Raw genomic sequence first — 25,801 nt, forward strand, 5'->3', positions numbered from 1 at the left:
GTGGTGGTATTCTTCAATGTGAAACGCCAGATTCTCTTTCAGCGAGCGCAAGGGATCTTGCCGTGCAAGGCTTTGGGTTTTGACCATGAGACGTCCAGAATCTATTTGTTACGAGCTGCCTGGAAAAATGATAACAATATCAGATGCATAGAGCAAGATAACAAAGTAGTATTATCCGCGATCCCATCCGTCGCTGATGAAGGGCTGCGGAAGTTTCGGTACTCATCAAACTGCTTCAATATTTTCAAGTCTATTCGGTCAGGGAAGTCGCGGAGCACTTCCCGACCACGATCGGTGATGACCGAAAGACCTCGCCTAGGTGATGCGAGGAGGCCTGCCTGTCGGATGTGCGTTTTAGCCCATCCGATACGATTGTCGAATAGGCGCGAAGTGCCACTTGGCAACATTTCCCGCCGGTCTTCATCGTCTAGTTCGAAATGGTCCGCAAGCAGCGCGACCAAATCTCGATTGCGATGCTCTACCCCGTCGCTATGGGCCTCAAGCAATGGCCGCATAATCGATTGGAAATCGGGTATTGCCATCGATATCAGCCTTCTACCAAGAGAAGCGCCAAATCCAGCATCACTGACAGCTCTCGCACTCCGGATCATCGATCGAGCAGGCTTTAGGAGCCGGGTCGACAGGCTTGCCGCCACCATTCGACTTCGCCTTACCCGGTGACTGATAGGAGCCACCGACGGCTGAGAGGCGGTTCGCTCTGCTGGTATCCGCCATGGTCGACTTCTCGACGTGTGTGGCGCCCATGGAGCGCAGGTAATAGGTGGTCTTTAGCCCCCGTACCCAAGCCAGCTTGTAGAGGTTGTCGAGCTTCTTGCCACTCGGCTCGCTCATGTAGAGGTTCAGGCTCTGCGCCTGATCCAGCCATTTCTGCCGTCGGCTGCCGGCCTCGACCAGCCAGCGTGGATCGACCTCGAAGGCGGTCGCATAAAGCTCCTTCAGCTCATCGGGGATGCGGTCGATCTGCTGCAGGCTGCCGTCGTAGTACTTCAGGTCGCTGACCATGACGCTATCCCAGAGCCCTAGTGCCTTGAGATCACGCACCAGGTAGGGATTGACGACGGTGAATTCGCCCGACAGGTTCGATTTGACGAACAGGTTCTGATAAGTCGGCTCGATCGATTGGCTGACGCCGACGATGTTGCTGATGGTGGCGGTGGGCGCGATGGCCAGGCAGTTGCTGTTGCGCATGCCGATCGTCGTTACCCGCTCGCGCAGGCCGTTCCAGTCCAGCGTTGTGCTGGTGTCCATCTCCAGATAGCCGCCGCGGCCTTCGGCGAGTCGCTGAACGCTGTCGATTGGCAGGATGCCCTGGCTCCAGAGGCTGCCATCGAAGCTCTGATAGCGCCCACGCTCGGCGGCGAGATCGCTGCTGGCCTCAATGGCGTAGTAGCTCAGCGCCTCCATGCTGTGATCGGCGAAGCGCACCGCGTCTTGGCTCGCGTAGGGGATGCGCAACTCATAGAGCGCATCCTGAAAGCCCATCAATCCGAGCCCGACCGGCCGGTGGCGCAGGTTGGAATTGCGCGCTTGCGGCACGTTGTAGAAGTTGTAGTCGATGACGTTATCGAGCATCCGCATCGCGGTGCGCACGGTCTTGCGCAGCTTGGCGGTGTCGAGCCCGCGTTCCGTCACATGGGCGGCCAGGTTCACCGAGCCTAGATTGCAGACCGCGATCTCCCGATCGTTGGTGTGCAGGGTAATCTCGGTGCACAAGTTGCTGCTATGCACCTGCCCGACATGCTGATTGGTATAGCGCAGGTTGCAGGGGTCCTTGAAGGTGATCCAGGGATGGCCGGTCTCGAACAGCATCGCCAGCATCTTGCGCCAGAGGTCGACCGCCTTGATGCGCTTGGTCACCTTCAGCTCGCCACGATCGGCGCGGGCCTCGTAGCCGAGATAGGCCTCCTCGAAGGCTTGGCCCATGAGATCGTGCAGATCGGGCGTCTCGTCGGGCGAGAACAGGGTCCATTGCTGATCCTCGGCGACGCGCTTCATGAACAGATCCGGCACCCAGTTGGCGGTGTTCATATCATGCGTGCGGCGGCGTTCATCACCAGTGTTCTTACGAAGATCCAGGAACTCCTCGATGTCGATGTGCCAGGTCTCGAGGTAGGCGCAGACCGCGCCTCGCCGCTTGCCCCCTTGGTTAACTGCCACCGCCGTATCGTTGGCCACTTTGAGGAAAGGCACCACACCCTGGCTCTTGCCGTTGGTGCCCTTGATATGAGCGCCCATTCCGCGCACGCGCGACCAGTCGTTACCGAGACCGCCGGCGAATTTGCTCAGCAGCGCATTGTCCTTGATCGCGCCATAGATGCCATCGAGATCATCCGGCACTGTAGTCAGATAGCAGGAACTGAGCTGCGGGCGCAGGCTGCCGGAGTTAAACAGGGTCGGCGTGCTGCTCATGAAATCGAAGCTCGACAGCAGCTCGTAGAACTCGATCGCACGCTCCTCGCGGTCGATCTCGTTGATCGCCAGCCCCATCGCCACGCGCATGAAGAAGGCCTGTGGCAGCTCGATGCGCGGCCCTTCGGCGGTGTGGATGAAGTAGCGATCATACAAAGTCTGCAGGCCGAGATAGGTGAACTGCAGATCGCGCTCGGGCTTGAGCGCGGCGCCTAAGCGGGTCAGGTCGAAGCGGCTTAGCTGTTTGTCGAGCAGCTCCAGGTCGCCGGCGGTCTTGATGTAGGCGCTGAAATAATCGGCGTAGCGCTCGGCCAGATCGGCCTGGGTCTCGACCCCGACCGCCATGCCCAGCTCGCCCAGTGCCTCGCGCCGCATCACATCGAGCAGCAGCCGCGCAGCCGCTTGGCTATAGGCCGGCTCGCGCTCGATCATCGCGCGGGCTGACATCACTAGCGCTTGGCCGACATCGGCCTCTTTGACCCCATCGAACAGGTTACGCAGCGTATCGGTGATGATCGCCTCGTCATCGACCCCCTCGAGCCCGGCGGCGGCCTCGCGCGTCAGTCGGCGCAGGCGATCGACGTCCAACGGTCGCGTGCTGCCATCGGCGAGGGTGACGTTGATCCCCGTCGTTTCGTCGGCCGCTGTGGTCGTGGCGCTGGCGGCCTTCTCGGCGCGCTCACGGGCGCGGGCGTCGCGATAGATCACATAGTCGCGCGCGACCTTGTGCTCACCGGCACGCATCAACGCCAGCTCGACCTGATCCTGGATATCCTCGATATGGACGGTGCCGCCACCCGGTAGACGGCGGGTGAGTGCCGAGACCACCTGCTCGGCAAGCTCATCGACCAGATGATGGATGCGGCTGGATGCCGCTGCGCCGCTGCCCTCGACCGCAATGAAGGCCTTGGTCATCGCGACCTTGATCTTGCTCGGGTCGAAGTGAGTGACCTTGCCGTTGCGACGGATGACCTGGACCTGCCCCGGGCGATGGCTGGCGACCTCGCTGCTTGGGCTCATCGCCGAGATGGCAGCCGAACTAGCAGCCGAATTGACGGCCTGAGACGACTCCGGCTCGACGCGAGGCTGATGCAGGGTGGGCGTTTGCGCAGTGGCGTCGGTCTTCTCGGAGGCGGCGGCCATAGTTCAGTCCTCGTCTGATGTCATCTGGTGCAGTTTGTCTGGCGCTGTTCGCTGCGTTGAAACAGACAGCGATTGGGGCCCTTGATCGGTCCGAAGCCCAGTGGGTTTCGCTGGGCTTAAGGCGATTTCTGTCAAAGCTCATACCGCCTTGCTAGTCTTTTCGCTCGCCTTCTTCGTCGCGCCGCCGGTCACATAGCCCGGCTATGCTCCCGGCGACGCTCCTCGAAGGCAAACGAAAATCCTGCGCAATTCGGTACGAGCTTTTCCGGCAATCGCCTAAGCGAGCAGGTATTGATCGCAAGCGACTACGGCTGACCGGGTCCACGATCTGCATGCTGACCTGCTCCGCGCGAACTCTGCTGAGTCAGGTGTTCAGCCCGGATGCAGTCAGGCAAAGGTGGTCTGACAACGCAGTCGGTGGCCCCTGTCGCCGGGTTTAATATCAAGGATGTCAGTTGCTAGCAGCAGCGGCGAGCAAGGCGAGCAGGCGAAGGCTTGGTCAACTGGAGCCGCTCTCGCGATCTCAATATATACCCATCGGGTTCACTGTCAACCACTATATCTTGTGGTTTAGTTGCTGATAACCGCATGTGCAGCCTGTGCCTGAGCTGTGGATAATTTTGTCTGATTCGGCGTTTGAGGGCGCCGTTGAGGGGTTTTGCTGTGGATAACCTCAGCCTGCAATTTGCCCTTGCTGGCTTGGGCCGAGACGGCATCAGCAGCGCTATACTCAACCCTCGCCGTTCGCCCAGTCGGGACGTTTCGGCGCACACTCGAAACAACACCAAATGGCGCCGTCAGCGCCAAGCCAAGACACGGCGAAGAAACCGTGGTGATGGCCTGGACGGCACAACGGAGGACTGTATGAGCCGAACGATGCTGCGCACCTGCATAACCCTACTGGGTTGTGCGCTAGCGATGCCGTCGCTGGCCGACACGCCAGCCGAGACCCCGGCCGAGATCGCCAAGCGTGAGTACGATCAGGTCTTGACGCTGACGCCAGATATCGAGCGTGGGCGCAGGGTCTATCTGACCTGCGCCGTGTGCCACTTGCCGGAAGGCTGGGGCAGCGTCGATGGCGTCTATCCGCAGATCGCGGGTCAACTGCGCACCGTGATCATCAAGCAGCTTGCCGACTTCCGTGCCGGCAATCGCGACAATCCGCTCATGTATCCATTCTCCGTGCCGGAGATCTTGGGCGGTCCGCAGGAGATCGCCGATGTTGCCGCCTATGTCGCCGCATTGCCGATGACGGCGAACAATGGGCTCGGGCCAGGCACCGACTTGGCGCTTGGCGAGCAGCTCTATGGCGAGCACTGTGCCGATTGCCACGGTGCGGCTGGCGAGGGCGACGAGGCAGAGCACATTCCTGCCCTTGCTGGGCAGCATTACGCCCATCTGATGCGACAGTTCGATGCCATCCGCAGTGGCGAGCGTAAGAATGCGGACTCGAAGATGACCGACGAGATCAGGGACATCGACGCGCAGCAGCAGTCAGCGTTGTTGGACTATACGGCGAGGCTGCGTCCAGCGGCCGACAAGCTTGCAGCGGAGGGTTGGCATAACCCCGACTTTCCGCAGTATGTGCGTGATGCAATGGGATTGAGAGCACCGCCGCCAGCGGTGCTTGCGCCCCAAGCGCCAGACTCGGAGGCGGCGCCGTCGCAGCGGTAGGCGAGCGCGGCGGCAGCGCTCTCGGCCTCGGCAGCGCTCTCGGCCTCGGCCTCATTCGGCGATGGTGAAGCGATCTCGGCCGGCGCGCTTGGCCTCGTAGAGTGCCATATCGGCATTGTGGATCAAGGCTTCGAGTGATTCGTCGGGCTTTAGTTGGGCGACGCCGAGACTTGCCGTGACTTTTAACGGGCTGTCCGCATCGATGTCGAACGGATGTTCCGCGATCCCAACGCGGAGCCGTTCGGCCAGCTTGGTCGCGCCACTCAGCGTCTGACCGATCACCAGCACCAGGAATTCTTCACCACCGAAGCGCACCGGGACATCGACACTGCGGCACTCGCTTTGGATCAGCTCCGCGACCTGTTCGAGCACCCGATCTCCAGCGCCATGCCCATGGGTGTCGTTGATCTGCTTGAAGTGGTCGAGGTCGAGCATCACCGCTGCGACCGATGGGGCCATGTCGCGTTCCTGCAGGGCCAAGTGGCGTTTCATCACATCTTGCATATAGACGCGCGTGAAGAGCTTGGTGAGCGGATCGCGGATCGAGCGTTGATAGGCGCGCTCGCGCTCGAGGTCGATCGACCGGTAGATCACCTCGCGCTCGAGCGCAATCTTCAACGGCTCGATCATCTGCACGATCAGTTGCGCGGTGCTCGAGGTGATCAGCGGGCGCCTGTCGAATGCGAGGATGGCCATCGCTTCGATCTGTTCGCTGTTCTGGGCCGTGAGTGGAACCGCGATCGTCGCGCCTCCCGAGGAGGTCTCTGGCTGCAAGCAAAAGCCCTCGGCATGGAGGTCGTGGTTTGAGGGCGCGGTATCATCGACGTGCGCGCGCTTCCAGTCGCTGAGTGTGCGCCCCACAAACTTGCAGGTGTCTGGGACCCGCGCATCAACGATGCCAACAAAGCGTGCCTTGGCGGCGAGTGTCAGCACCTGACCATCGGGCAGCGCCGCGTAGTAGTCGATATGCGTCACAGGCAGGCTGCGCTGGACGACCTCGAGGAGTCGCGTCGCGATGTCGCGGAAGTCGCGGTACAGCAGCATCGTCTCGGTGATGTCGCGCAGGGTCCGGTTGAGCTGTGAGAGCCGCCGAATATCGGTGTCGCCTTGACCGAGCAGGTAGAGGCCGCAGTCCAAGTGCCTGAGCTTGTCGATGATAAACCCGACCAGCTGCTGCGGGATGATCGAGCCATGCTGGGCCGCGATCATCTCCACCGGGTAGCGCTCGATCTGGCTCAGCGCATAGTCGAGGATGTCGCTGCTGGGCATGTAATGCTCGTGAAACGGGCGCACAGCGTCGAAGTGCGATTCATCCAGTGCGACCAATTGCGGCACTTCGGTGAAGCCGCCGAACAGATCGCTCGAGAAGAGCACGCCAGTGCTGCGATCGAAGCTGCAGAAGGCGCCCGGAAAGTGCGCATAGGGAGTGAAGATAAATTCTAGCGTTCGATCTTCGAGCTCGAGCCTCCAATCGTGCTCGTCAACGAGCCAGAATGGCATCTTCAGGCCGTAATGTTTGAGCAGTGTCGCCGCGCGCCAATGGGTGACGACCGCTGCGTCCGAGCGCGTATTGAGCTCATCGATCAGCGGCAGTGCGGCCGCGATGTCTGGATCTTGATGATGGCAGACGTAGTAGCGAATCGCGCTCAGCGAAACAACCTCCTCGACCTTGCGCAGCGTGTGGGCAAAGGTTAGGCGCGACCCGGGGTCGAACAACACCGATTGGTCGCCCTGCTCGAGCAGGTAGACATGGCACTGGAACTTGTCTTCGGGGATGACATGGCCAACCCACCAAACGCGCTCTGCGATTTCGATTGCGTGGTTGGTGTCGGCGTGACGGAGGGTTTCGAGTGTCGCTGGCATTGCTCGCTAGATCGATTAAGCGGCGTCCGATGCCGGGCTGAAGAAGGGCTTCCGTGGTTGCCAGACGCACTGCGTCGCGCCGCCGGCCACAGAGCCTGGCGATGCTCCCGGCGACGCTCCTCGAAGGCAAACGAAAATACTGTGCAATGCGGTACGCGCTTTGCCGGCAGTCGCCTAACGCGCATGGCGCGGCGCCACCCCGAACAATGAATCGCGTGAGCTGCACATGATGAACTTCACATCGTGAGCTTCATATCGTGAGCTTCAAATATTAAGTGTAACCGAGACTGCACCCGCGCGGCCGGCTTTTGCAACCAGTTCCCGTGGGTCTCTCCCGAGCGAATGGACTCACCGGTCTATGGCTTACCTTTTTGATCCCTGATGGCGGCTGAGTCTAAGCGCAAGGCATTGACCGCCCGGGCCGCTGTTGGACTCGCTGCTTCGGCCGGGGTGCGCACCGTTCGGGCGCCCAGCAGACGATAGATGCTCGGGACCAGTAGCAGCGAGACCAGGGTCGAGAAGCTGAGTCCGGCAACGATGGTGATCGCCAACGGGCTCAACATCTCCGAGCCCTCGCCAATGCCGAGCGCCAGCGGCAGCATGCCGAAGACGGTGGTGAGGGTGGTCATCAGGATCGGCCGGAGCCGCAAACGCGCCGCCTCGATGATGCCCTCATCGCGCGAATCGCCAGCCCGACGGCGCAGCTCGATGAACTCGACCAGCACGATCGCGTTGTTGACGACGATGCCGGCGAGCATGATCATGCCGAGCCAGACTGGCATCGATAGACCGGTGTCGGTCCAGCTTAGCCCGAGCGCCACCCCGATCAGCGCGAAGGGCACCGAGAGCAGGATGATGAATGGATTGCGCACGGACTCGTACTGCACCGCCATCACCACCAAGACCAGAAACACCGCTAGGGCCAGCAAGAGCCGACCGATGTCTTGTCCCTGCTGCAGGGTCTCGAGACTGCCGGCCTCATAGAGGCTGTAACCCGGCGGCAGCGGCACCTCGGAGGTTGCCGCCAGTGCTTGCTCGATGGCGCTGGCCAGCGTCAGATCGCCGCCGATCGAGGCGCTGATCTCGATGATCCGCTGCTGACGATCGCGCATGATGGTCTCCGGCTGCAGCAGGACGCTGACCTGGGCGAGGTCGCCGAGCCGGATCGGACGTCGTTCGCTGCGTAGTCTGGCGTCATCCCTGGCGTCAACCGCCGTACTCACGCGATTTCCAGGCTCGCGGCCAAAGATGATGATCGACTCGAGATCCCCTGGGGCTGCGATATCGTCGCGGTCCAAGCGCAGGCGCACATCGATGCTGCGGTCGCCCTCGATCAGCTCGGTGATGACTTGGCCCTCGAGCGCGAGCCGGAGCACGCGCCCGATGTCTTCCACGTCCAGCCCATGGCTAGCGGCGCGCTGCCGGTCGACCTCGATCGAGAGCTCGCGGGTCGGCTCCTGATTGGAGTGCTGCAGATTGCGCAGACCCTCGATGCCCTGGAGCCGCTCGAGCATCTGGTCGGCGAGTGCAATCAGGGTGTCGAGCTCGGGGCCTTTGAGCCGCAGGCTGAGATCATCATCGCCGCGATTGAAGCGAATGCCGCGAATACCCCGGGTGTAGAGGTAGACGCGCAGCCCGGGGATCGCGGCCGCCTTGATCTCGGCTTTGACGCGCTCGATCCATTCGGCCGTGCCGAGGTCGCGCTCGGCAAGCGGGACCAGCTGTACCTGAAGACTGGCGCGATGGCTGTTTTCAAAGCTCGAGCGGCCGAAGACGAAGCCGCCGACGGTGGTGAAGATCGAGCGGGTTTCCGGTTGGGCGTCGACGATGGCCTCGACTTGGCGTGTCAACGCATCCATCTGTTCCAGGTTGACGCCGCTATCTGCGGTCAAGCTGATGCGCACATCCCCTTCGTCGAGCTCCGGCAGGAAGGCGGGGGTTGCCGAGAAGAGGCTCGGCACGCTGGCGACGAGGGCGACGATGAACACTGGCAGCAGTAGCCAGGGCCTTGGTAGCAGGCGCCGCAGTATCCACTGATAGCCGTTCTCGAGTGCCTGCATGGCGCGGTCCACCGCTCGCCGTAAGGGGCCATCGCGCCCTGCGGGTAGCTGCCGTGCTAAGGCCGGAACCAGTGTCAGCGCGACCACGAGGGAGGCGACGATGGCCGCCGAGATGGTAAAGATCAGCTCCCGGAACAAGAGCCCGATCAGGCCGCCGATAAACAGAAACGGCAACACGGCGGCCAGGTTCGTCGAGGTGGATGCGATGATCGCGCCGCTGACCTCGCGCGCGGCATTGCTTGCTGCTGTCAGGGGTGGCTCGCCGCGGCGCTGATGGCGATGGATATTCTCGAGCATCACGATGGTGCTATCGACCAGCATGCCGATACCGAGCGCCAGGCCACCCAGGGTCATGATGTTGAAGGTGAGGCCGAAGGCGGCCATCAGGATGAAGGTAACCAGGATGGCGATCGGGATGGCGCTGCCGATGATCAGGGTTCGGCGCAGGCTGCCGAGGAACAGATAGACCACCAGCATCGCCAACAGCGCGCCGCCGAGTGCGGCCTGGATCGCGTTGTTCAGCGACTGGCGGATGTAGCGAGCCTGGTCGTCGACCTTGGCAATCTGGATATCATCGGGCACCAGGCCCGCGGCCTCGAGTCGGGCGAGCTCTGCATCGACGGCGTTGACCACGGCGACCGTGTTGCTGAGTGGTTGCTTCTGGATCGAGAGCTTGATGCCGGGGGCGTCGTTGAGCCGAATGCGCAGGCGCTCCTCGGCACCGCTATCGATCACCCGTGCGACCTCGCCGAGCCGCAGCTGCTCGGCACCGCGGTTGGCGGCATCGCCAAGCGGCAGCCCGGCGATCTGCTCGACCGAGTCGAAACGCCCGCCGGTGCGCGCGCTGATCTCGCCATCGCGCATCAGCAGCCGACCGGCGGGCACGTCCTGATTGGCCGTTTGTAGCCGCGCCTGCAGATCGAGCACATCGAGCCCGAGACCGGCGAGTCGGAATTGATCGGCAATAATGCTGACCTCGCGCTCGAGTCCGCCGCCGACCTCGACCGCCGCCACCCCGGGCAGGGTCAGCAGCTGGCGTCCGAGATCGTAGTCGACCAGATCACGCAGTTCGATGGGGTCACGCAGCCTCGAGCCGACCACATATTCGGCCACGGGTAATTGGAACGGATCACGCTTGTAAATGATCGGCGGATCGATGCTGTCGGGCAGAAAGCGTTTGGCGCGGTCGAGTCGCGCGCTGGCATCGCGCAGGGCCTGGTCGACATCGTCGCCATAGCGAAACGAGAGGTCGATGGCGGAACGGCCTTCGCTGGTGCGTGACTGAATCGCGATCACGCCCTCGGTGATCGCCAACTGCTCTTCGAGCTGGCGGGTGATCTCGTCTTCCATCACGGTCGCCGGCGTGCCGGGGTCGAGCACGCGGACGCGCACGTCCGGGTAAGTGATCTGCGGCAACAGGTCGACGTTTAATTGGTTGAGCGCGAAACCGCCGAGCACCATGACCGCGAGCGTCATCATGACGACGCCGATTGGATGTCGGACAGACCAGGTCGAGAGTCCTGAATTCATTGCATATTCCGAAGCGACAAGCGGTCGATAGGCAAACTGCGGCGGGTGCGCCGGCGGTTCTCCCGAGCGGGTTCTAAGACGCGCGCGTCAGGCTAATGTGATCCAGTCCGCAGACATCGGGGCGATGGTCGTGGATAATAAAGTACCGTTAGGCATAGACGGTTCAGCCTTGTCCCCAAGGATCCTCCGATGGGCACCACCTATTTACCGCCAGAGCGAGTCCACCGAGCACATGTCACCGAAGCGCCGCGGCCGCCAACCCGATCTCTTCAAGGTCCTCGTGGTCACGTTAGCGATTGGGATGACCCTAACGCTTGGCTACCAGATTAACCTGTACTACGTCGGCCAGGTCCAGCCGATGGCTGAGCGGACGCCAGCGCCGCCGATCATCGATGGCTAAACGGTGCTGACTGCGTGAGCCAATCGCCTCCACTCAAGGTTGGGGTCGTCGGAGTCGGTTACCTCGGACGCTTCCATGCCCTCATCTATTCTCGCCTCGCACAGGTCGAGCTGGTTGGTGTTTGCGATACAGACCCTGAGCGTGCTGCGAGTGTCGCTGCGGAAGCGGTTTGCGCGGCTTGGGATGATCCATTGGCCCTTATCGGACACGTCGATGCGGTGAGTATCGCGGTGCCGACCAGTGCCCATCATGCGGTGGCCTGCGCCTATCTCGAGCAGGGCATCCATGTGCTCCTCGAGAAGCCGCTCGCAGTGGACGCGCGCGAGGGTGCCGAGATCGTGCGGATTGCCGAGCAGCAGGCCGCAGTCTTGCAGGTCGGTCATCTGGAGCGCTTCAACGCCGGCGTGATGGCGCTGGCGGCGCGCATCGATGCCCCGCGTTACATCGAAGCTCAGCGCATGGGCGGCTTCGTTGAGCGAGCGACCGATGTCGACGTGGTCGCTGATCTGATGATCCATGACATCGATATCATCCTGGCCCTAGTTGATGCCGAGCTAGTCGATGTGCGGGCGGTTGGCACCCCGGTGATGACGCCACGCGTCGACATCGCTAGCGCACGCCTTGAGTTCAGCAACGGAACCGTCGCCAATGCGGTCGCGAGTCGTGTCTCGGACAAAAAGACGCGGCGTATTCGGGTGTTCCAGCCGCAAGGCTATCTGTCGCTCGACTTCATCGGCCAGACCCTGGATAGCGCAGTGCCGCAGCAACGCGAAGCCGGCGAGCGCCCTGAGATCCAGCGCTCGCGGGTGATGGTTGAGCCGGTTCAACCGCTGGATCGAGAGATCGAGGCCTTCATCGACTGCGTGACCCATCAAACCCGGCCGCTCGTCGATGGCCGTACTGGGCTACGTGCGCTTGAAGTCGCGTTGCAGGTGCAGGCCAGCATCGCTGACCAGCAGAACGCAATGCTCGGCTAACGGTCCTAGCGCGTCGTCTGGACCATCTCCGCCGCAAGGGCGATGGCCGCAGTCAGGCTGCCGAGGTTCGCGCGCCCCGTCCCGGCGATGTCCAAGGCCGTGCCGTGATCGACCGAGGTGCGGATGATCGGCAAGCCCAACGTCACATTGACCGCCTGACCGAAGCCGAGATGCTTGAGCACCGGCAGTCCCTGATCGTGATACATCGCCAGTACCGCGTCGGCCTGCTGTAGTCGATGCGGCACAAACACCGTGTCGGCTGGTAACGGCCCTTGCAGGTCCATGCCCTCTGCCTGCAGTCGGCTGATCACCGGGATCAGCACCGCTTGCTCCTCGTGCCCGAGATGCCCGCCCTCACCGGCGTGCGGGTTCAGTCCGCAGATCAGAATCCGCGGGTGGGGGATGCCGAGGCGTTCGCGGAGGCCGTTGACCATGATCCGGATAATGCGTTCGAGTAGCGGCTCGGTGATGGCCTTGGGAACCTCCGCGAGCGGGAGATGGGTGGTCGCTAAGGCGACCCGCAGCCCGGGCGTTGCGAGCAGCATCAATGGGGTTGGTGTGGGCTCACCGTCGCGTCGGCAGCGCTCGGCAAGAAATTCGGTGTGACCGCTGAAGGCCAGGCCGGCGTCGTTGATGACGCCCTTGTGTACCGGTCCGGTCACCATGGCGTCCCAGCGTCCATTCAGGCAGCCGTCGCAGGCGGCCCGCAGCGTGTTCAACACGTAGGCTGCATTCGCTGGGTTCAGCTCGCCCGCTTGTGCGGGGGCCGCAAGGGTTGCTGCGGCGTCGAACAGGAGCCTGCCGGGGACTGATGGAGTCGGCGGTCGCTCTGGATCGAAGGGCTCCAGTGCTAGCGGCAGTCTGAGCCTGGCTGCCCGCTCCGTCAGTAGCTCAGGATCGCAGACCGCGATCAGCTCCTCCGCCTGTGCCTGTTGAGCGGCCGCGATACAAAGGTCGGGGCCAATCCCGGCCGGTTCGCCCGGTGTCAGCGCCAGCCGGCAAGTCTCAGTCATCGAGCTCATCGAGTCGAATCTCCACATAGGCCTCGTCACGCAGCCGCTGCAGCCAGAGCTCTTTGGCCTCTTCGGCCTTGCGTAGGCGCAGGGCATCCTTGGCGCGCAGCCTGAGCAGTTCGTCAGCGGTATCCTGCTCGCGGCGCTCGGTGACCTGCAGGATATGCCAGCCAAACGGGCTCTCGAAGGGTTGGCTGATCTCACCGGGGCTGAGCGCATCCATCTCGCGCTCGAAGGCCGGTACCGTGTCGCCAGGGCTCACCCAGCCGAGGTCACCCCCGTTTAAGGCCGAACCGGTGTCGTCGGAATGCGAGCGGGCCAGGGTGGCGAAGTCGTCACCGCCGACGATGCGCATGCGCAACTGTTCGAGCCGCCGCTCGGCGTCTTGGTCGGACACGACTTCACTGGTGCGGATCAGGATATGACGGGCTTGGGTTTGGGTGATGGGCTTTGGTGTGTCCCCTTTGATATCGCTGACCCTGATGAGATGGAAGCCGCTGGGGCTGCGGATCGGGTCAGTGACCTCGCCGCGGGCCAGGGTTTGCGCCGGCTGCGCGGCTAGGCTCGGGACCTCGCCGAGCGCGAACCAGCCGAGATCGCCGCCTTCCTGTGCACGGCCGCCGTCTGACTTGGCGCGTGCCAGGCTCGCGAAGTCTTCGCCCTGGCGTATGCGTCCGGCTAAGGCCTGAGCCTCGTCCCTGGCCTGTTCGACCTGCGCCGCGCTTGGATTCTCAGGCAAGGCGATCAGGATGTGGCTGAGTCGGACCTCGTTGCGTGTGACCAGGCTGTCACGTTCGGTCTCGACGAAGCGATCAACCTCCTGTTCGCTGACGCGGACCTCTTTGACGACCTCCTCTTGTTGCAGTCGCGAGGTGATGATCTGGTTGCGGGTGTCATTACGAAAGGCGTCGTATGAGACCTCGTTGGCCTCGAGGGCCTCGCGCAACTCCATCAAGCCCATGCCGTTGCGGGCCGCGATGTTGGTCAGCGCTTCGTTTAGGGTGGCCTCATCAACCTCAATGCCGAGGGTCTTGGCGCGTTGAATCTGAAGTCGCTCCAAGACGAGCTGATCGAGTACCTGCTCTTCGAGGGTTGTCGGGTCGGGAATGGTCGCGCCGCGCGCTTGCAGCTCGGGAATCAAGAGCTCGATCTGACTATCGAGCTCGCTCTTTACGATCACATCGTCATTTACCACGGCGACGATCGCGTCAAGTGGTTGTATCTGAGCCTGGGCCAAACTGCTGTCGGCCCAAGCGCTCGCCAGGCAGGCGCTCAGGAGCATGATCAGTGCTGGCGCTGTAGGGCGCCCTAGGTCTTTAATCGACTTGATAGCCATAGACTTCTCGTTGCAGGAAACTGTCCACGGAGCTGCCAAAGGCGCCGAGGCCGGCGAGCTCCACTTGTAGCATGACGGATGTATTCGCTGGGCTGTCGGCGCGGTTCTTGAAGTGGCGCCCGAGCACGCGGATCTTCCAGCAGCACTGGCCGAACTCGATGCCGGCGAAGGCGTCGCTGGTTTCCTCGGTTTCGAGTGAATAGAGCCAGCGGCCGACGACATTGACCTCGTTTGAGACCGGCAACCGGAAGGAGAGATCGGTGGTTTCAAAGCGGTTGTCGATGTTATTGCCGCGATCGAAGCGATAGGCCAGATTGACCAGCCGCTCGGCATTTGGCTCTATGTATTGTAGCTGCAGCGTGCGTCGGCCCCACTGATCGGTCTCTTCTGCCGGGTCCCACTCGAAGCTTGCGCGCCCGCGCCAGCGGTCGAAGAGCTGGGCCGCGATCTCGCCGGTGACGGGCGACTCGTTCGCGACCTCAGTCGGTCCGAAGATCTGCACCTGCCGATCGGCAAAGTACAGGATGCGGCCAACGCTCAAACGCAGCATCTCCGCGCCGGTGCGTGCATCCAGGAAGCGCGAGCTGAGGGCGGTCGTGATCTGGTTGGCGTCACCGATACGGTCGCGGCCGGTAAACCGATTGCTCCTGAAGAGATTGGCGAAATTGAACGTGAGGTCAGAGCTATCGAACACCGGCGTCGCTGACTGATCCTCGAACGGGGTGTAGAGGTAATAGAGCCGAGGCTCCAAGGTTTGCAGTGCTGCGGTGCCAAACCAGTTCGCATCGCGCTCAAAGACGAGCTTGCCGTCGACCTCAATCGAGGGGATCGAATGACTTGGCGAGGTGGGCTGACCGACCGCCGTGTTGGTCAGGTCATAGCCGCTCAGGTTGAGCGAGAGCGTCGGGATCAGGTGACCGTAGCTACGGCGAAGCGGCAGGCTCAGGCTCGGCTGCATTGCCAGGCGTTGACCGTAGACGATGTGGTTGTGATCGAAGTAATCGTATTCTGCGTTGACGCGGGCGATGAGGCCAGCACCTACCTCGACCGGGCTCAGATTAAAGATTACCTGCGGCAGCCGACCATAGGGCCGCTGCTCGGGGGTGAGCTCGGGGTCGACGGTCTGATAGCCCTGCAGCGCCGTCTGCAGTGACCAGCCATCGCCGAAATAGCTCACTGTTCCACGTTGCAACAGCTGGCGGGTACTGGTGATATCGAGCCCGTTGCCGAAATCCTGGAGATAGCGGTCATCGGAGACCGCGCTGAACTCGACCAGGGTGTTGAAGCGGCCAAACCAGGTGCCGGTTTCCTCCAGATTCAGCGCCCAGCGTGCCCCGTTTCCTTCGTACTTCGCATCGTTGGGGATGAATTCGCCCTCGATCCGGCCGCTGTCGTTGCGCGTCATGTAGCGCAGCTCAGTGCCCATGAGCAGGCCGCGCTCGCTGAGGAAATGCGGTGAGAGGGTCGCGTCGAGGTTCGGTGCGATATTCCAGTAATAAGGCACGATCAGCTCGAATCCGCTCTCGTCCGAGGTGCCGACGGTTGGGATCAGGAAGCCGCTTCGGCGACGATCGTCGATCGGGAAGCGCAGGTAGGGCGTATAGACCACCGGCACGCCCTTGATGCGTATGCGAGCGTTGCGAGCAACACCGATGCCTTCGTCTTGATCGAGCTTGAGCGTTGCCGCCTTGATCGACCAAGCGTTCGTGCCCGGCGGGCAGGTCGAATACACCAATCCGCGGTAGCGCGTCTGCGACGGGCTGAGCACTTCGGCGAGATCGGCCGTTCCGCGCAGATTGGCTGCATCGGAAAAACGGTAGCTGACGTTCTGCATCTGGCCCTGGTTGGTCTCCAGATTGAGACGGGCGCGGTCGCCGATCATTCTCAATCCGGGCCGTTCCATTAAGGTCGCGCCTTGGGTTTCGATGTCACCGGTGTTGCGGTCATAGGTCAGGGTGTCGGCGACCACCCGCTCCTCTGCCCGGCGCACGTCGACACCGCCGCTGAGCGTGAGGATGCCGGTGTCTTGCTGATAAGCGACCGCACCCGTATCGATATCAATGGGCGTATCCGCTGCGAGCGGCGCTGCCATCGGCGCCGAGCCGAGTCGAGCGGGACGGGGGCCGCAGTATGCCCAATCCAGTCCATCGTGGAGCAGTGTTTCGCGGTCGGCTGGGAGGGGCTCGGTACCTCCGGGCTGTTGGGTCGTTTCGGACCTCGCCGCAGCTTCGCTTTGGACGCCAGCTTCGGTGTCCCTGACTCGAGCATCGGGTTCCGATGCTGGCGCGGGCTCGAGCAGGGACGAGCGCAGCTTTGAGGCTGGCGGTGGCGCGGGCGCAGGCATAGATCGGCTGTCTTGAGTCTGCTCTAGCGCCAGCTGCTGGGCCAGTGTCTGGGCGAGGAGCAGGCCAGGCGCCCCGATCAAGACCCAGGGCAAGAGGCTCAAGGCCCTCGCAAGGATTCGTCTGCGGTCCAAAGCGGTCATGCGTTCGATGCTGGGTTCGGTGCAGGGTTCGATGCTGGGTGCGATGCTGGGTTCGATACAGGGCGTTTGCGGTTATGGCGAGCAGAAAGAAAGCACCGCGCCGATGCGCTGATCTCGCACCACAGTCGGCAAAATCCAGGTAAGGTCGCACATCCGCCGCGATGCGGCAAACTCAGGCGCTGTCTATCCGCTGTCGATCCGCGGCTGATCCGATCTCGAGGACCCGTCTAACGGCGGAGGCTTGCGCGGCGATTCGCAAGCCGGATTGACCAGGGCAAGAGGGTAAAGCCCGCTCGATGAACGACAGGTCGATAAAGATGTTGATGATGATGATGGAGGAGGCTCGGTGTCTGACGAACGACAGATGTTGCTGGAGCAATGGCTAGCGGTGGTGCTCGGCGAACGGGTTGGCCCGCTGGCGCCGGCCTCGGCGGACGCGAGCTTCCGCCGCTATTGGCGCTTCTACGATCAAGGGCGCAGCCTGATCGCCGTCGATGCTCCGCCCGAGCATGAGGATAGCGCCCGCTTTACGCGGCTGGCGCGCGCGTTTCGCACCGCTGGGCTGAATGCGCCCGAGGTGCTGGCCGAGGACCATGCGCGCGGTTTCTTGGTGGTCTCGGATCTAGGCTCGCGAACCTATTTGGACATGTTGACAGCCGTTCAGGCGGCTGCGCGAGATTCAGACCAGAGATCAGCTCAGGCCTCAGCGATGGCCGCATCTCAGGACGACCGATTGTACGGCGATGCGATCACGGCGCTGATCAAGCTGCAGCGCGGACTGCCGACCGACGAGCTGCCGGTCTACGATGCTGCCTTCTTGCGCCGCGAGCTCGATCTCTTCCGCCAGTGGCTGCTCGCCGAGCTGTTGCAGCTCGATCTCTCCGAGACCGAGGCAGAAGACCTTGAGCGGCTCTTCGCTCTGCTGATCGACAACGCGCTCGAGCAACCGGTCGTCGCCGTGCATCGTGACTTCCACAGCCGCAACCTGATGCTGACCGATGCGGATAATCCCGGCATCCTCGATCTGCAGGATGCGGTCGCCGGGCCGCTCAGCTACGATCTCGCCTCGTTGCTCAAGGACTGCTACATCGCCTGGCCGCGAGAGCGCGTGCTGGCCTGGGTCGAGGTCTACGCCGAGCAGGCGCAGGCCGCCGGACTGCTGAGCGCCGCCGATCGGCCCCAGCTCGTGCGCTGGTTCGATCTCATGGGCGCCCAGCGTCATCTCAAGGCCGCGGGCATCTTCGCGCGCTTGGCGGTGCGCGACGGCAAGCGTGGTTATCTCGCCGATCTCCCGCGCACCTTGGACTATCTGCAGGCGCTGGGGCCGCTCTATCCGGTGCTAGAACCGCTCGCCACGCTCATCCGTCAACGGGTCGTGCCGTGTTTGAGCGCGCGATAACCGATGTCGCGCCGATAAAAGGCGCCCTCGAATTGAATCCGCTCGGCCAGTTCATAAGCCTTGGCTGCGGCCGCGCCAACATCGGCGCCGAGTGCCGTCACACAGAGCACGCGGCCACCGTTCGTGAGTGTCCGCTCGTCATCGCGCTTGGTCCCGGCATGGAAGACTTTGGCCTCGCTCCCGCCCGTGCCCGAGCCCATGTTCATGCCGGTGCTTGGCGTGCCCATGCCCATGCCCATGCCCATGCCCATACCCAAGACCATGACCATGCTCGCTCCGGTGCTTGCGCTGCTCGTCTCTGCCTTGCTGTTGTCGTCGAGCGCGGACTCGAGCCCGCTGATCGGGTGGCCCTTGGCATAGTCACCGGGATAACCACCCGCGGCCATCACCACCCCAAGCGCAGCCTGATCACACCACTGGGCTTCGACCTCCGCCAGCCGACCCTCGGTTGCAGCCAGGCACAGCTCGAGCAGGTCGCTCTCGAGGCGCATCAGGATCGGCTGGGTCTCGGGGTCGCCGAGTCGGCAGTTGTACTCGAGCACCCGCGGGGTGCCATCGGCGCCGATCATCAGCCCAGCGTAGAGGAAACCGACGTAGGGTAGGTCCTCGGCACGCAGCCCGGCCACCGTCGGCTCGATCACCTCGCGCATGATGCGCTGTTCCAGTTCAGGCGTGACGATCGGTGCCGGCGAATAGGCGCCCATGCCGCCGGTGTTCGGCCCCCGATCACCCTCATCGCGCGCCTTGTGATCCTGCGAGGTTGCCAGTGGCAGCACCTGCTCGCCGCTGACCAAGACGATGAAGCTGACCTCTTCGCCGAGCAGCTTCTCTTCGATCACCACCCGATGTCCGGCGCTGCCGAAACGCCCTTGGCCGAGCATCGCATCCACGGCCGCTCGCGCCTCGTCCAGGTCCTCGGCCACCACCACGCCCTTGCCAGCGGCCAGGCCATCGGCCTTCACCACCACCGGCGCCCCAACTTGGTCCAGATAGGCCAGCGCCTGCTCGCGATCGCTGAAGGTCCGATAGGCCGCGGTGGGGATGCCGTGGCGCTGCATGAAGGCCTTGGCGAAGTCTTTCGAGCCCTCGAGCTGCGCGGCGCGTTGCGAAGGACCGCAGCAAGGCAGGCCGGCCGCGACCAGCGCATCGCTCACGCCAGCGACAAGAGGCGCCTCTGGACCGATGATGCAGAGTGCGATCTGATGATCGTTGGCGAACGCGATCAGCGCTGCCGCGTCGGTCGGGTCCAGGTCGACATTCTCGACCCCTGGCTCAGTGGCGGTGCCGCCATTGCCGGGGGCGACAAAGACCCGGGAGACCTTTGGCGATTGGGCGATCTTCCAGGCCAGGGCATGCTCGCGGCCACCGGAGCCGATGATAAGAATATTCATGAGGTGTTCTACTGAATCAGGATTACTGTTCGAATGCGCGGGAGCCGCTCGTCGCTATCAGGCCTAACACGCATGGCGCGGCGTCCCCCGGACAATGAATCGTTTGAGAGTCAGGTTCAGGCCGGGCGAGCCGGCGCGAGCGCGCTGTGATGCAAGCAGCGTCTGCCAAATCAGCGCAACGACTTCGGCAGCCATCATGATACCGACGCCTGGTTGCGATGGCATCGCGAGTTGTCGAGCGAGTTGTCGAGCGAGTTGTCGAGCGAGTTGTCGAGCGGGTTGTCGGGCCGGCTGTCGACCAAGGTCGCCGTGAGCCATCGGAATCAGTCGGTATATACTGCCGTCGCTCAACTGATTCATCACGCTGGATAACCACACTGGGTAACCACATTGGGTGACCATACTAAGCCCTGCGCTGACTCGGGACAGAGTCGAGAGACGCGGACGCCCCATCGATCGCTTTAGAGGAAACGTCATGCACTTGCAGCCCGTGATCCTATCCGGAGGCTCCGGCACCCGGCTCTGGCCACTCTCGCGCGAGGCCTATCCGAAACAGTTCCTGCCCCTGACTGGTAGCAAAACCATGCTGCAGGACACCGCATTGCGGCTCGACGGTTTGGTGGATGAACATCCGCGTTTGGGGCTCCTAATGCGCGACCCGATCATCGTCTGCAACGAGGCGCATCGGTTCCTGGTTGCCGAACAATTTCGGCTGCTCGGGCGCTCGCCGGCGGCGATCCTGCTCGAGCCGTTCGGTCGCAATACCGCACCGGCGCTGACGCTGGCCGCGCTCGAGGCGGCTGTGGTTGGCGCAGCGGGTGCGGTTGGCGCGGCGGGCGAAGAGGATCCGATCTTGCTCGTCGCCCCCGCCGACCATGCCATCGCCGATGGCGAGGCCTTTCGTCGTGCGGTCGCCGATGGTGCGGTGCTGGCCGAGCAGGGCGCGGTGATCACCTTTGGCATCGTGCCGGCCAAGCCCGAGACCGGCTATGGCTACATCCAGCAAGGCGAGAAGCACGCCGACGCTGAGCTGAACGGCACCGCCTATCGGCTGCATGCCTTCGTCGAAAAGCCGGATCGCGAGACCGCCGAGCGCTACCTGGCGAGCGGCGAATACCTCTGGAACAGCGGCATCTTCATGCTCCGCGCCTCGGTCTGGCTGAACCTCATCCGGCGCTTTCGCCCCGAGATCGCCGAGGCCTGTGAATTGGCGATGGACGCGGGCCGGGCTGACGGCGAATTCCGCCGGCTGGAGACCACAGCGTTCAAGGCTTGCCCAAGCGATTCGATCGATTACGCGGTGATGGAGCGGCTCTCGCAGGCCGAGGCTGTGCCCGAGCATCCGGCCATCGTCCTGCCCCTCGATGCTGGTTGGTCCGACGTCGGCGCCTGGTCTGCGCTCTGGGAGGTGCGCGAGCAGGATGGCGACGGTAACGTGTTGGATGGCGATGCCTTCGTGCATGAGTCGCACAACAATCTGCTGATTGCGCAGAGCCGAATGCTCGCTGCGGTTGGGGTCGATAACCTGATCGTGGTCGAGACTCCAGACGCGGTCTTGGTCGCCGATCGCGAGCGCGCGCAGGATGTGAAGGCCGTGACCAAGTTCTTGAGCGATTCGCAGCGCAATGAGCACCGCCATCATCAGCGCGTGCACCGTCCTTGGGGCGCGTTCGAGTCGATCACCATGGGCGATCGCTACCAGGTCAAGCGCTTGACGGTGAAGCCCGGTGAAGCGCTCTCGAAGCAGATGCATCATCATCGGGCCGAGCACTGGGTCGTGGTGTCGGGCACTGCGAAGGTGACCAACGATGACAAGACCTTCCTACTGACCGAGAACCAATCGACCTATATCCCGGTGGGTACCACCCACAGGCTTGAGAATCCGGGCACCATTCCGCTCGAGATCATCGAGGTGCAATCCGGCAGCTACCTCGGCGAGGACGACATCGTGCGTTTCGACGATCTCTACGATCGCGGCGGCGACAGTGGCTGCTGAGCGATAAGCGGCATCGCTGTCATCAAGAGCGCGGGGCCTGACGGGACGCATGCCGGGCGGGGTCGTGGTCGTGGTCGTGGTCGTGGTCATCGCTTATGGCGCGCTCTCGGCCGCTCTCGGCCGCTCGCGGTGCGAGCTGAGGTTGCAGCGGCCGCGATCGCCACTGGCCGCGCCGGCTGGCTTCGGCTACTATCGGCGGCTTTTGCCAGCGGGGCACCAGCATGGGTTTTAAATGCGGCATCGTCGGACTGCCCAACGTCGGCAAATCGACGCTGTTCAATGCGCTGACCAAATCGGGAATCGCCGCCGAGAACTATCCGTTCTGCACCATCGATCCCAACGTCGGTGTGGTGCCGCTGCCGGATGAACGGCTCGACGTGATCGCCGGCATTGCCAAATCGGCCAATGTGATCCCAACCACCATGCAGTTCGTCGACATCGCCGGGCTGGTTGCGGGCGCATCCAAGGGCGAAGGGCTTGGCAACAAGTTTCTCGCCAACATCCGCGAGACCGATGCCATCGCCCACGTGGTCCGCTGCTTCGAGAACGACGATGTGGTGCATGTCGCCGGGCGCGTTGATCCGATTGGCGATATTGAGGTGATCGATACCGAGCTGGCGCTGGCGGATATGGAGTCTGTTGGCAAGGCGCTGGATAAGGCGACCAAACAGTCCAAGACGGGTGATAAGAGTCAACTCGCGCGCAAGGTGCTGCTGGAGCGGGTCAGCGCCCATCTCGATCAAGGATTGCCGGTCCGATCCATGGATCTCAGTGCCGAGGAACGCGCCGAATTGCGCGAATTCTTCCTGCTGACATCCAAGCCAACCATGTACATCGCCAACGTCGCCGAGGATGGCTTCGATGACAACCCGCTGCTCGAACGCATCCGCGCGCATGCGGCGTCAGAAGGGGCCGTGGTGGTCCCGGTCTGTGCGGCCATTGAGGCCGATATTGTCGAGCTCGATGAGGCCGAGCGTAACGAGTTCATGGCCGACCTCGGGTTGCAGGAGCCAGGCCTAAACCGAGTCGTCCGCGCCGGTTATCGGCTACTGGGCCTCGAAACCTACTTTACCGCCGGCCCCAAGGAAGCGCGCGCCTGGACCATCCCGGCCGGTGCCACAGCACCTCAGGCCGCAGGCGTGATCCACACGGATTTCGAACGCGGCTTCATCCGCGCCGAGGTCATCGCCTACGATGATTTCGTCACCTGCAAGGGCGAGCAAGGGGCCAAAGAGGCCGGCAAGCTCCGCAGCGAGGGTAAGGAGTACATTGTGCAGGATGGCGACGTCGTCCACTTCCGCTTCAACGTGTAAGCTTCAACGAGTAAGCCGCAAACGCTGTGCGCCGGATCTTGACCAATATGTCATGCGCGGCTATGCTTATCGGCTTGTTTGGCTACGTAGCTCAGTTGGTTAGAGCGCGGCACTCATAATGCCGATGTCGCTAGTTCGAATCTAGCCGTAGCCACCATAAAATTAGATACAAATCAGCCGCTTGATTGCGGCTTTTTTGTGCCTGATTGGTCGGCGATGCTGCCGCTCGATTGTTGGGCTGCGCCTGAGCTACAGTGTTCCGGCAGCGCTCAGGTCGTGCTCGGCAACCACGAATTCTATGCCATCGCCTACGCCACCGAAGACCCGAGGCGCCTGGCACTCATCTGCGCCCGCGCAGCGAGAAGAACTACCTCCAGCACTAGGACTTCCTCAACGAGGTCGGGCAGCACCCTGAGGTTCACGCCGACATCATCGACTGCTTCCGTAGCCTGCCGCTCTATCTCGAGCTGCCTGGCCTATGCGGTACTCGAGAGCCTGATCAAAGGTTTGGAGATGGCGCTACTTGATGGTCATTGCTTTCAAGACAAGACCGGCCATTGGCGCACGAATGATATCGAGTCGCGCTCGCCTGGACTGGCGTGCAAGCAACTCGATGCCCATCGCCATATCGCCGAAGTACTTGAGCGCACGGGTACCTGTGGCACCCAGCGCAATTAACCTAGCTTCTCCGCATCCGTAGTTCGATCTAAAAAAAGAGGGGGCTAATGCCCCCTTGTGCTAAGTGCGTCGACGCAGGCCTATTCGCAGGCGCGCAGGAACTCGGCATCGGGCAGCTGGGGCTCGCTGTTTTCGTTGATAAAGAGCTGTGTACTGTAATCACTGCAAAAGGGTGGAGTGACCAGGGGCGGGGTCGTCAGGACCGAATCGCCCGGCTCGGCTCCGCCGAGATCCTGTTGCATGTAGTCTATAAAGGCCTGAGCGTAGTCGATGTAGGTATCGACCATCCGTCCGTCGTCGCTGACGTCGCCGAACGTGAGGTAGCCGTCACGGCCTGCGGCGATGAAGCTGTTGGTGACGACCGTCACATCGTCCACGTCCTGAAGCGGGACCCAGACGTCGGTACCCTTGCGCCGAATCTCGATGTTGGAAAAGCGGCTGCCGAAGGGCTGGCTGAGGTCAAGTTCCCAGCGCAGATTCGCCGCGTACGGGTAGGAGCCGGTGGACCCGTCGCTGTCCTGGAAGTTGGAGACCGCCTCCTCGAGCACCTGCTTGATCTCGGCGCCGCTCATCTCGAGGTTGACCAGCGTGTTGGCGAAAGGCAGCAGGGTGTAGACCAAGTTGATGTTGATGTCACCGGCGGGGATATCGATCCGCACGCCGCCGGCGTTCTGGATCGCGACGTCCGCCTCGAAGCTGCGGAGCAGATAAGCCTCGGTGACCAACTGCTGGATATCGCCACCGTTGGCCTGGGTGGCGCGTACATCACAGATGGCACTGCGGCCTTGGCCGGGGACGCGCTCCAGACAGAAGTCCTTAGTAGCGACGCCGACGATCTCGGTCTTCAGGACCTCGACGTCCTCGGCGTAGACATCGACGATCTCCTGGGTAGCTGGGTCAGGCTCGACGATCCCGAGTTCTGGGGTGGCAACGATGGTATCGAGCACTGCCTGGAGTTCGGCACCCTGCAGCGGCACGTCGTTGCGCTCGAAGGTGTCGCCGAGGAGGAGGTGGGGTGTGCCCGAGCAAGCGGAGACGCGGCCCTCGCCGTCAAAGGTCAGGTGAAGCTCACCAACCACGTCAGCGTATTGCCAGGCTTGGACCACGCACACGGTGTTGCCGTCGAGGTCGGTGACTTTTGTGGGATACGGGCCGCCGGGGTTGAGGCCGAAGTTGGCGAAGCGCTCGCCAAGCAGGGTATGGGAGTCGCCGCCGACGATCGCGTCTACACCGCGTAGGCTTTGCGCGAGTTCGACCTCGTTGAGGTACTGGAAGTGGGTGAGCAGGATAATCTTGTTGATGCCCTGTGCGGTCAACTCGTTGATGAAGCCCTGGGCCGTCTCGCGTTCGTCGAGGAACTGGGTAGTGTCGAGCGGACTAGAAGAGTTCTTGGTCTTCCCGGCAATGTCGATGCCGATGATGCCGATCCGCTGGCCGCCGACCTCCTTGACCACGTAGGGCTGGATCAGGGATGTATCTGGGGTCGGGCGCAGCGGGGTGCCGATCGTCGGGATCACGTTGGCGGCAAGGACTGGCGTCTGACAGCGGTTCGGGTCGGCATTTAGGTAGCCAAGGAACTGGGCGAGTCCGGCATCGCTGTCGTCGAACTCGTGGTTGCCGAGGGCGAAGGCATCGAAGCAGACCTTGTTCATCACCTCAGCATCGGCCGCGCCCTTGAACAGCGAGTAATAGATGGTGCCGGTGATCGCGTCGCCAGCGTGCAGGGTCAGCACATTGCGGCCGCTGGAGCGGATTTCGGCGATCTTGGGGACGACGCGGGGAAAGCCGCCGGTCTCGACGTCAGTTTCGACCCCATCGAATTCGAGTTCGGCACCGGTGTTGGGCTCAAGGTGGGAGTGGTGATCGTTGATGTGCACCACGGTGAGTTCGTAAGCGGGGCCACCAGCAGCCATGGCTGCGTCGAGGGCGGTCCCTCCTAAAAGATTGGACGCGGCGGCCATTGGGCCGAAGGTCAAACCAACGAAAAGGGCGGCGAGGGAGGGCAGAATCTTCTTCAACACGGTCGGCTCCTGTCGGGATGCTATGTAGCTATCTAATGAAAGCCTATGCGTCTACCGTTACCCGTTTATGAACGAACGTTGAACGATTCTTG

General features: G+C 62.6%; 16 protein-coding genes and 1 tRNA gene. 8 read left to right on the forward strand and 9 right to left on the reverse strand.

Going from position 1 to position 25,801, the window contains the following annotated elements; genetic code table 11:
• Positions 1-101: 101 nt before the first annotated feature.
• Both CKO42_RS20470 and CKO42_RS20475 read right to left on the reverse strand, forming a co-directional pair.
• Positions 102-542, reverse strand: a complete 441-nt coding sequence (locus CKO42_RS20470) for a winged helix-turn-helix domain-containing protein (protein ID WP_200248131.1) — start codon at positions 540-542, stop codon at positions 102-104.
• 40 nt (positions 543-582) lie between these two features.
• Positions 583-3,450, reverse strand: coding sequence for a ribonucleoside-diphosphate reductase subunit alpha (locus CKO42_RS20475; protein WP_242479571.1), 2,868 nt, complete (start codon positions 3,448-3,450; stop codon positions 583-585).
• A 987-nt stretch (positions 3,451-4,437) separates the two neighbouring features.
• Between CKO42_RS20475 and CKO42_RS20480 the strand changes: the two genes are divergently transcribed.
• On the forward strand, positions 4,438-5,247 hold the full coding sequence (locus tag CKO42_RS20480; protein ID WP_200248135.1) for a c-type cytochrome: 810 nt from the start codon (positions 4,438-4,440) through the stop codon (positions 5,245-5,247).
• A gap of 51 nt (positions 5,248-5,298) precedes the next feature.
• On the opposite strand, the gene CKO42_RS20485 is transcribed toward CKO42_RS20480, so the two are convergent.
• Positions 5,299-7,110, reverse strand: a complete 1,812-nt coding sequence (locus CKO42_RS20485) for an oxygen-binding di-iron domain-containing protein (RefSeq protein ID WP_200248137.1) — start codon at positions 7,108-7,110, stop codon at positions 5,299-5,301.
• A gap of 356 nt (positions 7,111-7,466) precedes the next feature.
• On the reverse strand, positions 7,467-10,700 hold the full coding sequence (locus CKO42_RS20490) for an efflux RND transporter permease subunit (protein WP_200248138.1): 3,234 nt from the start codon (positions 10,698-10,700) through the stop codon (positions 7,467-7,469).
• A gap of 232 nt (positions 10,701-10,932) precedes the next feature.
• Here CKO42_RS20490 and CKO42_RS20495 point away from each other — a divergent pair, with 232 nt between their 5' ends.
• Complete coding sequence (locus CKO42_RS20495) at positions 10,933-11,100, forward strand: hypothetical protein (RefSeq protein ID WP_200248140.1); 168 nt, start codon at positions 10,933-10,935, stop codon at positions 11,098-11,100.
• Positions 11,101-11,114: 14 nt separating this feature from the next.
• On the forward strand, positions 11,115-12,077 hold the full coding sequence (locus CKO42_RS20500) for a Gfo/Idh/MocA family oxidoreductase (RefSeq protein WP_200248142.1): 963 nt from the start codon (positions 11,115-11,117) through the stop codon (positions 12,075-12,077).
• A 5-nt stretch (positions 12,078-12,082) separates the two neighbouring features.
• Here the strand turns inward: CKO42_RS20500 and pdxA are convergent, their stop codons facing one another.
• Genes pdxA through CKO42_RS20515 form a run of 3 tightly spaced genes read right to left on the reverse strand, consistent with a single transcriptional unit; the run spans position 12,083 to position 16,518 of the window.
• The gene (gene pdxA, locus CKO42_RS20505; protein ID WP_200248144.1) at positions 12,083-13,099 is read right to left on the reverse strand and encodes a 4-hydroxythreonine-4-phosphate dehydrogenase PdxA; all 1,017 of its coding nucleotides are present in this window, start codon (positions 13,097-13,099) and stop codon (positions 12,083-12,085) included.
• Positions 13,083-14,426 (reverse strand): peptidylprolyl isomerase, encoded by a 1,344-nt coding sequence (locus CKO42_RS20510; RefSeq protein WP_200248146.1) that lies wholly within the window; start codon positions 14,424-14,426, stop codon positions 13,083-13,085. The genes pdxA and CKO42_RS20510 overlap by 17 nt, the downstream gene beginning before the upstream one ends.
• Positions 14,407-16,518, reverse strand: coding sequence for an LPS-assembly protein LptD (locus CKO42_RS20515; RefSeq protein ID WP_242479569.1), 2,112 nt, complete (start codon positions 16,516-16,518; stop codon positions 14,407-14,409). The genes CKO42_RS20510 and CKO42_RS20515 overlap by 20 nt, the downstream gene beginning before the upstream one ends.
• A 739-nt stretch (positions 16,519-17,257) precedes the next feature.
• Here CKO42_RS20515 and CKO42_RS20520 point away from each other — a divergent pair.
• Entirely contained in the window at positions 17,258-18,310 is a 1,053-nt protein-coding gene (locus CKO42_RS20520) for an aminoglycoside phosphotransferase family protein (RefSeq protein WP_338034964.1), read from the forward strand.
• Here CKO42_RS20520 and purD read toward each other — a convergent pair.
• Positions 18,277-19,701: a phosphoribosylamine--glycine ligase gene (gene purD, locus CKO42_RS20525; RefSeq protein WP_200248148.1), complete on the reverse strand. Its 1,425-nt coding sequence runs from the start codon at positions 19,699-19,701 to the stop codon at positions 18,277-18,279. The genes CKO42_RS20520 and purD overlap by 34 nt on opposite strands.
• A 475-nt stretch (positions 19,702-20,176) precedes the next feature.
• On the opposite strand from purD, the gene CKO42_RS20530 reads away from it, so the two are divergent.
• From CKO42_RS20530 to CKO42_RS20545, 4 genes are all read left to right on the forward strand, one after another.
• On the forward strand, positions 20,177-21,697 hold the full coding sequence (locus CKO42_RS20530) for a mannose-1-phosphate guanylyltransferase/mannose-6-phosphate isomerase (protein ID WP_200248150.1): 1,521 nt from the start codon (positions 20,177-20,179) through the stop codon (positions 21,695-21,697).
• A 221-nt stretch (positions 21,698-21,918) separates the two neighbouring features.
• Positions 21,919-23,010 (forward strand): redox-regulated ATPase YchF, encoded by a 1,092-nt coding sequence (gene ychF / locus CKO42_RS20535; RefSeq protein ID WP_200248152.1) that lies wholly within the window; start codon positions 21,919-21,921, stop codon positions 23,008-23,010.
• A gap of 80 nt (positions 23,011-23,090) precedes the next feature.
• A tRNA-Met gene (locus CKO42_RS20540) sits at positions 23,091-23,167 on the forward strand.
• Between the two features lie 356 nt (positions 23,168-23,523).
• Positions 23,524-23,688, forward strand: a complete 165-nt coding sequence (locus CKO42_RS20545) for a hypothetical protein (RefSeq protein WP_200248154.1) — start codon at positions 23,524-23,526, stop codon at positions 23,686-23,688.
• Between the two features lie 80 nt (positions 23,689-23,768).
• On the opposite strand, the gene nadN is transcribed toward CKO42_RS20545, so the two are convergent.
• Positions 23,769-25,709 (reverse strand): NAD nucleotidase, encoded by a 1,941-nt coding sequence (nadN, locus tag CKO42_RS20550; RefSeq protein WP_420844338.1) that lies wholly within the window; start codon positions 25,707-25,709, stop codon positions 23,769-23,771.
• Between the last annotated feature and the right edge of the window lie 92 nt (positions 25,710-25,801).

The sequence above is a fragment of the Lamprobacter modestohalophilus genome (assembly GCF_016583905.1).
In the GTDB taxonomy this organism is placed as follows: Bacteria; Pseudomonadota; Gammaproteobacteria; order Chromatiales; family Chromatiaceae; genus Lamprobacter; species Lamprobacter modestohalophilus.